This is a genomic window from Agarivorans sp. DSG3-1, assembly GCF_046774965.1.
GTDB lineage: Bacteria > Pseudomonadota > Gammaproteobacteria > Enterobacterales > Celerinatantimonadaceae > Agarivorans.
Map to the genome: position 1 here is coordinate 4,634,046 of NZ_CP177241.1, position 14,738 is coordinate 4,648,783.

11 protein-coding genes are annotated in these 14,738 nt (G+C 42.1%); 1 reads left to right on the forward strand and 10 read right to left on the reverse strand.

Features of this window, described 5'->3' with window-relative positions; genetic code table 11:
- Window positions 1-49: 49 nt before the first annotated feature.
- Window positions 50-856, reverse strand: a complete 807-nt coding sequence (locus ACLD71_RS21555) for an SDR family NAD(P)-dependent oxidoreductase (RefSeq protein ID WP_411992058.1) — start codon at window positions 854-856, stop codon at window positions 50-52.
- A 948-nt stretch (window positions 857-1,804) separates the two neighbouring features.
- Between ACLD71_RS21555 and ACLD71_RS21560 the strand changes: the two genes are divergently transcribed.
- On the forward strand, window positions 1,805-4,564 hold the full coding sequence (locus ACLD71_RS21560; protein ID WP_411992060.1) for an Ig-like domain-containing protein: 2,760 nt from the start codon (window positions 1,805-1,807) through the stop codon (window positions 4,562-4,564).
- Between the two features lie 693 nt (window positions 4,565-5,257).
- On the opposite strand, the gene ACLD71_RS21565 is transcribed toward ACLD71_RS21560, so the two are convergent.
- The 9 genes from ACLD71_RS21565 to ACLD71_RS21605 all read right to left on the reverse strand — a co-directional run bounded on the left by ACLD71_RS21565 (window position 5,258) and on the right by ACLD71_RS21605 (window position 14,625).
- Entirely contained in the window at window positions 5,258-6,943 is a 1,686-nt protein-coding gene (locus ACLD71_RS21565) for a TniQ family protein (protein ID WP_411992061.1), read from the reverse strand.
- Window positions 6,924-7,880 (reverse strand): TniB family NTP-binding protein, encoded by a 957-nt coding sequence (locus tag ACLD71_RS21570; protein WP_411992063.1) that lies wholly within the window; start codon window positions 7,878-7,880, stop codon window positions 6,924-6,926. Before ACLD71_RS21570 ends, ACLD71_RS21565 begins: the two co-directional genes overlap by 20 nt.
- On the reverse strand, window positions 7,881-9,872 hold the full coding sequence (locus ACLD71_RS21575; protein WP_411992064.1) for a transposase: 1,992 nt from the start codon (window positions 9,870-9,872) through the stop codon (window positions 7,881-7,883).
- Window positions 9,869-10,510, reverse strand: a complete 642-nt coding sequence (locus tag ACLD71_RS21580) for a TnsA endonuclease N-terminal domain-containing protein (RefSeq protein ID WP_411992066.1) — start codon at window positions 10,508-10,510, stop codon at window positions 9,869-9,871. The genes ACLD71_RS21575 and ACLD71_RS21580 overlap by 4 nt, the downstream gene beginning before the upstream one ends.
- A 384-nt stretch (window positions 10,511-10,894) precedes the next feature.
- A complete protein-coding gene (locus ACLD71_RS21585; protein WP_411992068.1) occupies window positions 10,895-11,131 on the reverse strand; it encodes an antitoxin Xre/MbcA/ParS toxin-binding domain-containing protein in 237 nt (78 codons plus the stop codon).
- Complete coding sequence (locus tag ACLD71_RS21590; RefSeq protein ID WP_411992070.1) at window positions 11,124-11,714, reverse strand: hypothetical protein; 591 nt, start codon at window positions 11,712-11,714, stop codon at window positions 11,124-11,126. The genes ACLD71_RS21585 and ACLD71_RS21590 overlap by 8 nt, the downstream gene beginning before the upstream one ends.
- 268 nt (window positions 11,715-11,982) lie before the next feature.
- Window positions 11,983-12,528, reverse strand: coding sequence for a VRR-NUC domain-containing protein (locus ACLD71_RS21595; protein ID WP_411992072.1), 546 nt, complete (start codon window positions 12,526-12,528; stop codon window positions 11,983-11,985).
- A gap of 118 nt (window positions 12,529-12,646) precedes the next feature.
- The gene (locus ACLD71_RS21600; protein WP_411992074.1) at window positions 12,647-12,832 is read right to left on the reverse strand and encodes a helix-turn-helix domain-containing protein; all 186 of its coding nucleotides are present in this window, start codon (window positions 12,830-12,832) and stop codon (window positions 12,647-12,649) included.
- A 1,058-nt stretch (window positions 12,833-13,890) separates the two neighbouring features.
- Window positions 13,891-14,625 carry a hypothetical protein gene (locus tag ACLD71_RS21605; protein WP_411992075.1) on the reverse strand — a complete coding sequence of 245 codons (735 nt, stop codon included), beginning with the start codon at window positions 14,623-14,625 and terminating at the stop codon, window positions 13,891-13,893.
- Between the last annotated feature and the right edge of the window lie 113 nt (window positions 14,626-14,738).

Sequence of the window (14,738 nt, forward strand, 5' to 3'; positions counted from 1 at the left end):
CTTAAAGCGTAAGAATCGAACAACTAGCGAAGATATAAGTTGTTAAGCCTTACACCAGCTTGACAATTTGCGCTTCAATGGCCGCCAATACAGCCTCAGATTTTTGCTCGTTTAAGGCATCTGAATGAGGTGAGGCGAATTGACCTAGGTCGTTATCAAAATACAGGCCGTGGGCATGGTTAAACTCTTCGCTTAAAGCGGCGCGGCAAAGAATATCTGCACCAATGCTTAAACTGCCACCCGCGATACCGTAAGCATCTTTCACCATTTTGCTGCCTAATAGTGATTTAGGGTTAACCGATACCACCATTGGGCCCTGCGATTTTTGCGCGAGTCCCATCAAGCGAGACCACATAGTCAGCGCCAGCTTACTTTGCGCATAGGCTTCACCATCAGACAACTTACCCTCCCCCGCTAAAGCATTAAGGTTTACCGTGGCTTGTGCCGCCGACGATAAGTTAACCACTCGCCCACTCGCATTCATTAAGGGCAACAACAATGTTGTGAGCAAATATGGCGCAAAAGTATTCACCACAAAACGCAGGTCTAAACCCTCTTGGGTCATGGCATTGGGAACATTAAATACACCCGCATTATTAATTAACACATCCAACTTGGAGTGATCATGACTAATCGCCTCAGCCAGTTGCTTAACAGCCGGTAAGTTAGACAAATCGGCAACATAACCTTGTACCTTGGCACACTCTACCGAAGCAGCCAAATTCTCCTCAACTTGCTGCAATTTAGTGGCATTGCGCCCATGTAATAAAACTTGATGCCCCTGAGCCAACAACATTTTTGCAGTTTCAAAACCAATGCCGTCGGTAGAGCCAGTAATCAATATCGTTTTTTGCATGGATACATTCCTTAAATAAAGCTGGGAGCAATATTGCTTCAATGCGCTAAAGATTAGCAGCAGTATGAGAAATTGATAATCAGGCGGTTACATTAAACAGTTTATAGAAATAGTTAATAATGTCTTTCTCCACTGCTTGTAAGGCCTGAGAACCGCAGACACGTTCTAGGTTCTCAAACAACTGTTGTTTACATCCCGTAACTCGAAATTGGACAGAAATGAGTCAGGGTATCAATTCAAACACTCTCTATTAGGATTAGTAAAAGTCCTCTACCGGCTCAATCTAGACCCGTAAGCCTATACTAAGGTGCACACTGAGAGGTGGGATCTGAAGGGAGCAAACGGCAAAACTTGGTTGTTACGAACAGAAATCTGATAATAGACCTATATAACTTGGGCAACCAAGCCTTAGATAGAACAGCCCAGTACCTTTGCGGTAAGTTTATGCAAGTAAAACAGCCATAACCAATATGAAGATCGACGCCTTACCTCGGGATTTCTTCTAACCTGTCTCTAACGCGGGTATGTTGTAGGTGTCAACTTAGCAATACCTAAGGCCCATTTGTGCCCTGTAGCAATTTAGAGTTTTATCCTGCAAACTGCCAATAAACAACCATAAACATCAACATTAAAACACAATACCTTAAAATATTAGTTATATATATAATTTAGTCAGTGATTTTAGTTGCTTTTAAACTACCTGTTGTGAATAATACCGCCGATCGTATGGATGACGAATGAATAACTAGCTAATAGTGTTTAAATATCAAGCACTTATGGATAAATAAGCTAATTAAGTCGCTACAAGACTTATTTTCTAACACTTCTCATAACGTATTCATTATAAAAGAAATAATCCATTCTCATCTATGAATGGCTATTCACGATCTACCGTGTTTATCGTCTTCATACACAATAAAAAAGCATTAATTACAAAACGGAGTTGTAATGTTGGCAAAACCATTACTTATTAGCCTCTGCTTAGTCAGTACCTTGGCACATGCAGGCTTGGATTCACGCTCACCAATCTTTACCTTTGGCGGGGAAAATTTTTATGACACCATTGAGCATGAGATTGCATATTTTGGCGATGATCCCTATGTCTTAGTCTTAGACAAAAACAGGAATACCTATGTGGGGGGAGAGACCGGGGGTGAAAATATCAACTTTTCAGCCAATGGCTCCAATCCCAATATGGTGCTGACCAATACCACCCTTCATCCTTACTATAAAGCGTATGAATCTGATGGGTTCTTGACAAAATTTAATGCCGGTGGTGTTGCTCAGTGGACATTTTTAGTCGAGGGGGAAGAAGACGTAGCAGTGCGTGCGGCGGCGACTGACAGAGACAATAATGTCTATATCATTGCTGAAGTAAGAAAAGATATTGCATTTAGTCGCTTAAATCAAGACGGCACAAAAACCCTACTTCACGAACAAACCTATGCTTTAAGCAGACAAGCTTCAGCGGTTATAAAACTATCGCCTTTAGGTAATATTATATGGGTAAAAAATATATGGGCAAAATTACAAAACGACTCAAATAACGATCTTGATAGCGAAATTGATCCCAATACAGTAACTGTTGATGATAGCGGCCTTTATATTGCGGGGAATTTTGAAGGTGAAGTCTATTTTAATCCTGATGATAAATCTGTTGTCGGCAAAAGAGAGGATGGTGATACTTCTGATGAAGCCTTTATCTTAAAGATGAACTTTGATGGTCAATATCTTTGGAGCCGATATATTGGCTCAGATCAAACCGATACCATTATTGACATAGAAGCTGATAATGGGTTCATTTACAGTGTCAGTAAACACAAATCAACGGAAGACGGCACGAGTTTTGATGGTGCATACCAAACAATCTCCCATGCCTCAGAGCCTTCTTATGAAGTCACAGGTTCAAAAGAAGATGAGGATTTCTGCGCTATTCAAAAATTTGATGCCGCTACTGGTGAAACTATTTGGACACAAACAGTTGAAACCGGGCCATCTGTCGAGCAACTAGGTGGTGATTGCGCACCAAGTATGATTGCTGTGGGGGATTCGCTGGTCTCCATTAATGGTAGCTATGACGGTATTCTGGACTTTGATCCTTCTGAGGCCAAGGTCGCAACCAGTGTGAGCAACGCTAACCATAACTCGTTCATTCTTGCCATTAATAAAAACAATGGACTCAAAGAATGGTATGCAACCTTCAATCACCCTGCTGCTGATGATGGCTCGACCAATTGGTCTCAGGTTTATTCACATGATTTAGCCGCCTTTGGTGATTCTATCTATTTTGGTTTTTCTCTTCGCAACCGAGGTGGCGAGACGGATCGATTACAAGTAACAGGCGATGCAAAAAATGTCCAAACATGGGCCAATGAGATCGTAACCACTTATAGCCCCAGCCCTACGACATTAATTCAAGACATTGCCATCGTTAAACTCGACAAAGAAGGCGATGCCAAATGGATACAACAATGGAACGGTGATCTTAGCTATAAAATCGTTCGTGCCTTCGCAACATCCACAACGGGTGAAGTGATTATGAGTGGTCAGTTTACCGGTTCGATGGATATTGACCCAACACCAAGAACAAACAATGTAGAGACCATTGATTATAAATTGCACAACAGTACAAACGGTAGAGATGCTTTTGTGGTTCGACTCAATGCTGACGGTAGCTATGATGAATCTGTGCCTGTTAATAATGCACCAGTCATTGTTCATGCCGAAGAAACACTGCCACTAAACAGCCCTGATGTCACGCTTGATCTATTAGCACACGCTTCGGACGTTGACGGTGATGAAATCTTCATTGACACGGCAGTTGCGGAGCATGGCAGTATTTCCATTGTTGATGGTGTTGTTACCTACACTCCTTTAGCCGACTTTGAAGGTGAAGATATCATTACTTATACCGTTTATGACTCAAACGGAGAGAGTACTACAGGCACCCTTAAACTAATTATTAGCTCAAATGTTAGCAGCGAAACTATAATTTCAGGCGGCTCTACGGGGTTATTTTCCTTAACTCTACTTGGACTTTGTGGTCTCTTTCGTAATAAAAAAAAGGTGTTGCCTAAAGCTATCTTGTCACTTTTCCTTGCTGTATCTTTGCCCTCTCATGCAAAAAATGGTTTGGACAACACGACGCATCATGGCTGGTATGCCAATGCAAACCTTGGGTTAGCAACAACCCATGACCTAGATAATGTGGGCACAGCAATATCAAACAGCTATGGATCTGCTTCCAATATTGATATTGATGACAATGGTGTCAGTGGTTCTCTTTATCTTGGCTACCAAGTGACTAATCATTTTGCAGTTGAGTTTGGCTATTGGAACCTTGGCTCTCGTGAAGTCTCTTTTGAGCAAAATAGCAGTGATAGCGATAGCTATTTAGATCAAGCACAATTTGGTTATGTTAGCTCGGGACATGGTGCTCATCTTAACCTCATTGGTAAAACTGCGTTGACTGATAAGTGGCAAGTAGCAGCAAAATTAGGCTACTTACAATGGCAAGCAGATTACGATACTAAAGTTGCAGGTGAGAAGCTAAAGCGCACTCAAACTCAGGGAGGGGATCTCACGCTAGGCTTGGGACTCGGTTATCAGGTGTTATCCAATGTTGAACTGCATCTAGACTATAACTACGTTTCACTTAAAGGTAGTGAGATCACTGAAGTGGCATTCGGAACTCGATATCACTTCTAGTTATTAACAAAATTTTAGCAAGACGTGTGTAACGCAATAAAGAAGTCCTGTTCATTCAGTTTGAACAGGGCTTTATTCTTTTACTATCAATACTTAATCAGCACCTATTTTTGCTGAGTACATTGACCTCGCTGGAAGATAGAACCTTTTGATTGTACGTCATAAGTATTAAGATTCAGCAAAGATGAGTTAGGTTGTGCACTTTGTATACTCACCAACTTCAAAGTAATAAAACTAAGCCAAACGAGTTATAAGATCCCACCATAATGGCGAGAAACCATCGTAAATAGATAAGCTCTTGATCTATAAGAATTACATCCGATTGTAAAAAATCACACTGTAAGTAAAACCTACAGACCTGTAGGTAACAGCTAAAAGTGTAATTTTTATAGAATAAAAAAGTGTTTACTTTCAGACTGTTGCAAATAAATTTACAATTAAGGGGGGACATAATTTCCAATTAACAGCGTAACTGGAGCTAACATTTACGCTTAAGCGCGTAACTTTTCTAGCTGAAAAACTAACGTTACCACTTAATATGTAATTGATAAAAACAGCAAGCACCAGCAGATAAGCTGGCGTTATATAGAGAATAGAAAATTTAAGGGGTTTGGCAAGAGTTTTCCGCCAGTTTTAAGATGTGTAGAACAACCTTAAAAGGAATGCGTAACGCGGGGATTCTTTATTATTGAGCTACAGAGAACAGTCGTATTTAAGAAACTCAGTTAAGCGCAGCTCTAACAGAGCAGATTTTTCGAATACATAAAACGCATTCCCTGGATAGTTTGAGAAAGCCGGGTGAAGACCTTTTTTCTGTAAGTAGAAGTGCACTTTAGATGTGGGTATTTTTCTTAATCTGCACCATTGGTTTAGCACCATGTAGTGACTTACAAATCGATGAAGATACTGCACGCTCTCCTCTTTAATCGATTGCTCACCGCAGATTTCACCCAAAAAAAACACAAATTGAGGCAACACCTTTGGTGGGACAAAGAAACAGTTCTTGATAGTTAGCCATGGCACCCCTCGCGCTCCACCGCACAAGCTGTCATTTATTGCTACAAAAAGCTGCTCTTGGTTAATGTGTATTGTTAAAAGGCTAAATGATTCATCGTCGGTTTCAACAAAAACCTCACAAGTTCCCGCCAATACCAGAGCAAGTACATCAGCAATGCTCCACTTTATATTGCGCAATACCGGTATCACTTTTCCAATGCTCACTAATTGATGCGGTGTTCGGCACACTTGTAGCGGCGATGTTTTCTTACGCAACTGTTCATAAAACGCATCGATATCTTGCGCGTTAAACCAAAAATCGCGAGGCAACGTCGTGTCGTAACACGATTTAAGTAACTGGCGCTTCACCAATGCTGATACATCCGTCGTTTTTAAGCCCATGCAATCCGCGACACTCGTTAAATCCAAATGAAGATGCGCAGCCGTTCCATTTTTGACTAAGGATTCTCTAGGGTTTGATATACGTTTCGATTGGAAGCGTTTCACATCAATTGAACACTCTTGAGCATCAAAATGGTTAGTCAAAAATGGAGTGTATTGACGATACTCTTGGTGCAGCGCATCAAAAAAAGTATCAGGAAGATGCTTGACGCCTGCATTCTCTTTCCAATAGTCGATACGATGCTGCAATTGCTTTTCTCTGAAATACTCGTCGACTAAACAGCGATAACTAAATGCAAATAACGATTGAACATCATCAACATCATTTGGAAAAACCTTAAACTCTCCGCGCTGCATATCGTGAAAACGAAGCGCTAGCCTTACCATCAAGTACAAGTTAAAGCGGTAGACCTTCTGCTGCTCTGGGGAGAGGAGATATTCTGCTGCCTGATAATCCGGTAAGGGGCCGGCTTTTAGCTCAACATCCTTCCAGTGCGCGTCGCAACTATCACACCGAGAATAAAGAGAGGGTTTCCACTTCAATGGTGCCTCACACTCAGGGCAATGACTGAGCAAAGGGACTTGATGATGCTCACAATGCGTCACATGCGCAAGACGCCAGGTCGCCATCATCGGTTTATTCTCGCTTAAACAAGCCAGACAAACTTTAGGCGCTTTTATGGCGATATTCTGCACTACTCGACAGTCATTATACGCCCCGTCCAACTCAGCGCTAAAGTGAGCACTAAGTGCTTGAACAGGTATGCGCAAGCGCATCGACATCGCGTTAAAAACAGTATTTACCTTGCTGTAATGACAAGTAATGCTATGCAGTGGGATACCGCTTAGGTCAAACAACGCTTGCATGGTTTGGACTTGGCGATACCCATTTACATGGCTAATACGCAGCATATATCCCAATAGCGTTTCATATGGCTCAGGACGATATCGTAGCGGAAGTTCAGTATGCATCACTGTCATAGAGCCCCCGTTTCTCTGCTTCCTTTTTGACCTTACTGAACGCAACGTCAAAAGGATTGAAGCGAAGTGGTATATCGAGATTGTTCGCCATGGATAAAGCTTTTTTAAAATGCTCAGTGGTCACCACTTCATCCGCTTGCGTTGTCTCTATCACTTCTCGCAGTAAATACCTTAACGTGCGCGGACTACCCTCGGTTACCAGTACAATTCTGACGAGGTTATTAATATTATCGCTTAGCGAGATATCGCCTTCTGGGAGCTCGTTAATGAAGTTAAAACCGTGGAGTTTGCGCGGGAAGAAATTCAGCAACCCTTCGAGATAATCAGCAAAATCCAGAGCATCTTCAGCGGTTCGGCAAGTAAAGTAGTCAAGTGAGAGCTTACAACGAACACGAGAACGAAGCGCATCATCTGCCGCAATTAGCGAAACGGCATCTTTGCCCGCAAAAACAATCGGAATAGTTAAATCATCAATGAGCTCACGCAAGAGCTTGATGTTAGCGCTTTTATCATCAGCTCCAGTCCGGGGGACAACGTTTTGTGATTCATCCAACGCAATCATTCTCGTTTTTTGTTGGGTAACTAACTGCTTGAGCCGCAAACGTCGGTCAACAATTTTGCATCGTGTTGGCATCGGGTCACCCATGGCCGCGAGCAGTTCACCCAATAGCCCGCTAAGTGTGTTTTCGGGTGGGATACTTGCGTACAACACGGGTCGAAATGTCTGCTCGTCGGTTTCAGTTGTTGGAAAATCTCGCTCCAGCTGCTGAAGAAGATAGCTTTTACCTGTGCCTACCGGTCCAGATAGCAATAGAGCTTCCGCGTCATTGCCGCCCCACCGCAAACAATGCACCAGAGTGTCATAAGCCTGTTTAAATCGCGGATACCAAATTACACGCGCTAAGAATTTATCTCGCTCTTCAGTGTCGACAGTCATTTATCGACCTCCCGAGCGTTGACGACCAGAACCCTTTTGAGTTTTAGGTGGTTGACTCACCGCCGGCTCCATAGATGTTCTTTGGGTGTCATCTTGTGCAAGACGCGCCGTCCCTTCTTTGAGGACATCCCTCGAACTGTAGCCTTCATGTGTTGCCACCGTGGACTTCGCTCGAGTTGTTTCAGTTGCCTCACTCAGTTTTTTGGGTTTAGGCTTTTTGTGGTTTTTGTGCTTTGACGGAAACACTTTAGCTTCTGCCTTTGCGGTTGCGGCTCGCCCTTTTGATTTCAACACTTTGTATTCAGAAAGTGATGTGCCAAGCGCTACTGTTTTATCGCGCAAGGGCACGATAAGCATGTCAATTTCACCGGGGACTAACACCGTGACAGATGAAATATCTTGCGCGTTAAAAATCACTTCAACTTTACCCGGTTTTTTATTCTCACGATTATTCATTAAACGAAAGCGAAGATTTCTTAGTTCTGTTGAGTTGTAATGTAAACCTTGGATTTGTATCCCATGTGTTTCTTGAATGGTGCGCTCACAAGTCGCCCCGGTTAGTGCATTGATCTTCGATAAGTCCGCAACTGGGCGGGGTAAAAAGTCATTTCGGCATTGCTCGAGCTTTTGCGATGGAGATAAGCCATCAAGACCTTTATGAGGATTTTGGTGATAGTAATCCGCGATGAATTCTTCAAGATAACGGGTAAACTCCGAAAGAGTCACTACCGCTGCTTGCTCTATGGTTTTGTTGAAATTATTACTGTCAATCCGTTTGCCTAAGTATCCTGGAATTTTAGTCATTAACTGCTCGCGGAGCGTACGGTTGAAACGCTCGATAAACGGCCTGCGTTGCGATTTACGTGACTCCGAGCGGTGAAGGTCGGTGTTGAGCATTGCACAAAAACGTAGTGTCGATTCAGCAATAAAGCCCGCGCCGTTGTCCGCGTGAATACAGTGCGGCACCCCCAAATCATGCCAGTCATTCGCAAAATTTCCGTTGTTCGCTTTTGGTGAAACCATGTGTTTGAGCAAATTGATGACTGCTTCGCCGGATTCAGCTGGTTTATCACCGTAGACGATGCTGTAGCCTGTGATATAACGTGTATGAACATCTATCGCTATAAACAAGATAACCCGACCCTGATACTCTCCTGTTGTCTCATCAACCAAGCCGAGGTTGAGATGAACCGCATCAATTTCTACTCGCTCACCAGGGAAATAGGTTGTTATTTTTTCATTACTGTTACGAAACTGTGCGTTTGCAGCAGCAGTGCCCTTTTGTGCGGCGATGACTTCGTATGGGTCAAGGGAGTCGACGATATTGTCTAGCGCTGTCTTGCTCATCGGCTTACCGGTGAGATCAAATTTGACTTGGTTAGATTCGAGCTCAAATTGCGCTTTGAAGCAACGATACAGTTCCGAACGATTACCGCCATGCGGCACTAGGAAATGCTCATCAATGATGTGCAGTGCAAAGTCGAGCTGCGCATCAGTCACGGGCTTAGTACGTGTCTGCTTAGTCGCAAATAACGCGTAAATCTCCTTTCCCGCTCGTACCCATCTTTTATAAAATCGATAGAGCTGCATATGGTGCGGCGGCTCTGGGTCGTTAATTCTCAAAGCAATCGACTTAATCACACGACGCCTGGTCATTTCAGAACCTGGCGCACCCGAGGCATCTAATTCATTGAGGTATGCAAGCATACGCTCCGCTTTGGCCAAATGGTCTGAGTCGGTTATTGGATGCAGCGCTATCACCTTATCCGGCAGCGTGATGGTCAGCGCACCGTCACGATAGGCTGAGGACCATTCTTCAGGGGTGACCCATTGCAGTTTGTGGTTTTTTTGGTGCTGTAAAATCATGTAGTCCGGCTCAGCACTTCGAATACAATATGGCTCGTTTTTATACGTCACAAACATGCCTACGCGAAACAGCATCGGCGCTTGGCGATGGGCGATTGTCTGGGCTGGTTTTACTAAGGCGCTCATGCTGTCACCTCAATGAGAGTCTCACGTGTAATGACTTCGGGATGAACACAATGAAGCACTTGGTGCGCGAGCATCACAAGCGGATAAAAGTCTGGAACATCTTCGATTTGGCAAAACAGCTCTAACTCCCGAAGCGTTATAGCTTTACCATTTTCGCTGATGAACTGACACACATGTTGATTGAACACCTTGCAAGTCTCATAGCGATAATAAGCTTTGAGCTGCCGCCATTGCGTCAATGTATGCGGGTGAACCGCTGGCTCTACGATAAGTTCTAGCTCTAAACCACTGTGCTCTTTGACAATACGCTGATGCAGTGCAAACTTCTGCTTGAAGCTTTCAGAATGCGTCAGTACTTCAGGTTTGATTTCTAAGAAGCGGAAATCATCATTATCATCGCTGTAGAACTCTGCAAGCACGTCAGGCGTGTAGCGACGCCAACCTCCTCGACCACTGGTGTTGATGAAACTGTCAGGTTGAGTTGTATAGGCTTTGACCGCTGGATTGAACTCCAGGGCAAGGCACACATCAGTTTCGTTGAGCGATTCGGTGTACTGCATCGAACCGGTTTTGATACTGAAACTGTTACGTGCAATTTTTGCGGTAGTCGCTTTATTGATTTGTCGACTAAGTGACATAGATGCTCCAAATAAAAAGTTGATGAATTAAGAGCGATAAGATTAGTTCACATTTTCAATCAGTCCATACTAGAATGCTAATAAACCATTGTTTTTATTAGTAATTTAATATATTAATAAATGCATAAAATGTCATTAGACACTATTTTTGAAAGACTAAGTCTCTGAATAATATGTAAATTGAAATTGAATTTTTTTGAAAAAAAGGGCGGGAATTAACTGAAAAACTTCTTATACTTTTTTGGAATAAAGGCATTTTATTTGTCGATGAGTTGCTGTTTATGCGTAAGCCATCTCACATCCATCAAACAACTTTTGTAAGATGACAACGCCTAAACCAGCTAGCTTGATTGCGCAATGTCCATGCGCTTGCTAAGAAAAACGTCAAGCATATCCGCCTTGTTCTAGATGCATGATATAGGTGACGACGGCCTTGGCGTCACCTTGATCACATAACTGCTTAGCGGTTCGTCCGCCAAATTCAGGTAGCGTAGTCTTTTCAAACCATTGAATAACGTTATCCACGTCTCCGCACCAACGAAGCAGATGCGCAAGCACATACTCAGCGTCTTGCTTAGAGAAATACTTAGTTAGCTTCTCTGTTTTATCAGAATTATTCATAACTCGCTCCTAGCATCTCATGGGGGCTCAATTCTACAACTGTTCCCAAGTTTCTTTCAAAATGACATAACTGATTGTTCAAAAGATCAACGGTGAGAACACTGACTAATTCATCGTGCTTTGCAACGAGGTGTAACATCAAGCATTTTAACTTTGATAAGTAATTCAAGTGCGTAGTCTCAGACACATTATGATTGGTTAAAAACAGTGAGTCTGCTCGATGAAGCTCACTCATAAACTCAAACACGTATTCATCAAATACCGCATATGGATCGTAATGCCGACTACATGCTTCATTCAACGTTAGAAATGAATATTTTGCTGCATATGCATTGGTGAAATAGCCGTAATCTCTAGCTAATAATCTCGAGCTATATTCTTCAATCAGTGCTCGAAGCACCACAGCACAGCACTCAGAGCTCTCAAAGAATTGCGCACTATGAGCATTTAGCATTAACTCAGCAGCAAGGCGCTCCAATGTCACGCTAGATAGCGCTAACGCGTCAATGACTTCATCAAGTAAGTCAGTCGAGTAACGTTGACTGAAGCTATGAGTAATTCTTTGTTGTATTTGAGTATGCATAGTCATCCTTAAAATAGAATGACGGAGTGAGCGGGTATAAAAAGCGGGGAAACAATGAAGTAACTACTTACAGCATAAGCTCACTAAAGAATAATAGCAAAGTTGGCTTTAAAGCTGACGAGCGGCGGGAAATGCTCTAGCCAACAACCAAGAAGTAGAAATGAAATGAGAAAGCAATCTTGCATACCAGTCTCTGGGTTGGAAGTTAGTGCTCATCTCTTAACTTTTTCCGAAACACGAGTCATTTCACCCATAGACCTGTGCATTTTTAATTAAACCAATCTGGCGGAATGACGACGCAATCCAACTCATAGCTTTTCGGATTATAGTCTTTTTCTTCTTCGGACAAGTAAACGACACCTATATCACAATTCAGTATCGACTTAATCTGAGATAAGCAGTCTAGCTGTGCTTGTGATAAGCGATCCTTTTCTTTTTTTACCTCTACAAAGAGAACGCTCCCATCTTCTTTATAAAGGAAGAGATCTGGCTCTCCAGCCAATAGGCCTTCTCGCAATGCTTTAAGTACACTTAACCTTTTTGGATCTATGTACTTCGCGATTAATGCTCTGCCTTCATCGTATTTGGTATTATTAGGCTCCCAATTACCCAATGCATAGTATGCACTACCGTGCCAGCCCAGCTCTTGAAACTTAGATAAGGTGAAGTACTCACCAAAGTGGTAATGCGGCTGATTAAATACCTCATCGGGGACAAACAATTCATCAGGTATCCAACTCTTATCGCCCTCTTTCCAAGCTTCGAGAAGAGACTTCTGGTATGTAAAAACAATCTCTGAAATAGTCGTTTTCATTGTTTGAACCTAGATGATTGAGCCTATCTTATTGATTTAAAGTATCCTGTACTTAGGTATAGTCCGCAAGATGTCCTAAAGCAGATTCCCAAGGATCATCTAGAGTTTCTTCACAAAATTAGCAGCTAGCTTCTAGCTGGCAAGCTGTTCCTTGAGGAGCACATTGCCACTCTAATCCATAACCTTCGAGGACTCGTATTAAGTTCGAGAGTTTAACGTCCGCGCCTTTTTCAATTCTAGATATTTGCTGCTGACACACTCCTATTATCATCAGTAAGTCCGGCTGTGAATATCCTTTTTCCAAGCGAATATTGGCTGATTTTCATCCAATTCCTTTATTGTTCCCATGACTCCCTCACAACACTTATGTTGTAAGCTCAATTCTTATTTATATCGCCTCTGGCGATATTCATCTTAATTGTAAATCTGGGTGATTTTTATACTAAACGTAATTAATCTGCCTGAAGCTACACTTGTTGGACTTAGAGATGACTGAGGCGTTAAAACTAAATTGGAAGATGATAAACACGAAGACAATTGCTTCAACCAGCATGAAAAAAAATCCTTATTCTTTAGAATAGAATAAGGATTTAAATAACAGTTGCAGCTCTTCAATATCCCAAGTGACCTGCGATTCCGAGATAGGAACCCGTCGCGGACTGTGTCCCCACAGCGGCATACTAGCTCTTACGTTTTGTAAGTAGCAACTCATGCTGAGTACATGTTGAACTATATGCTCCTTTTTTTCTGTTATCAACTAAATCATGTGTAGTGTAGGTTCTAGACGTGCGGACGTCCAAAAATTTGAAGGGTATGCGAATCGATTTGTTAATCAATCTATGCGTTTTAAAAGAACACCTGAGTGATGTCGACTACAACGACGCTTACGGCTCGGGCTAGCCTTATTCATCATCTATAAAGTCCGTAAACTCTATGTTTGACTTTTAACTTGCTAAACTGAATACTTAGTTCACTCATAGTTTAGTAGAGAGAGTTTTTTATGTTTGGTCCTCGTATCGTTTAATCTGGTAAGGCCTGATAAGCCTAGCAACTTTCTATAGCGAAAGTATGTCTCATCGGATCATTTGCTTCCTCTTACTGATCATTCTCACTAAAACGCAATTGGACATTTTTGAGCTAGCTATATTGCTTCAATATGTTAGTACGCATTGGGTCAGTTACGGAAAATCGAGATGATGACCGTCGTGTCCAGGTCCCCTCTATGCAATCAAATGCAAATTTTCGCGGTTAATATTGCCTATACATATAGGCAAACGACAGCGATTTTCTTGCTGTGCAATTGCGGTTATTCGGTGGAAATATTGGGTGGTATATTGGCTAAAGAGAAGTTCACTATCAAAACTATGGTGCGCAGTTACTCTGAAGATGAACAGCTTTTGAAATTTCATCTGGTAGAACATAGCTTTCAGTATTAGAGAAACTAATTATCTTCACTAACTTGGTACCTTCTAGCGAGCGTTGCAAAGTACGTTCTATACGTTCTAATTCCCGATCTACTGGTTGATTTGTTTTTAAAAATGGTTGTGTTCTCAGAGAGTTAACTCTTTCTACAAGATGCATTGGGACCCCTTGTTTTATAAGGACTTGTTTAGTTTCACTGTCCACTCCTCGGATTAAGTCATTTGCTGTTAGATTCAACTGTTCTCGCCTAAATGACACCCTATTTTTTTGATCTTCACGCCACATGCCACATACCAAGTCCACGAATATTTTTTTGCTTTGATCTGAAGGGTTCGAAAGGTATGTAATGTATTGACTCAAAAACCTAGACTTAGAATCTAAAGCTCTGATAAGTTCAGCTTCAAAAGCCAAAGTTTCTTCCAGTGAAGCCTTTTTATTTTCTAAGTCATTGATTTTTCTAATTAGTGCATCAGTTTCCTGCATGTGCCTGAAGCTATTTTCTCGGATGATGTTGTCTTTGTCATTTAGCAAGCCGTCACTTTGGGTCTTCTGAACAAAAGATCCGAATATGTATGTGCCTACAATTATAGCGACACAAGCTGCACTGATTGCATAAAATTGAGTTGGAGTTAAGCTGGATAGAATATCCTTAATCGACAATTCTTTATCTGACATGAGTTCACCAATTCTATTCTATTTAGTTTGGCAGCCAAGGTGGTTAGCCCAACTGCCAACTATTGTTAGGCGCATCATTATCCTAAACTTGCTGTCAAAAGCCTCGGAATAGT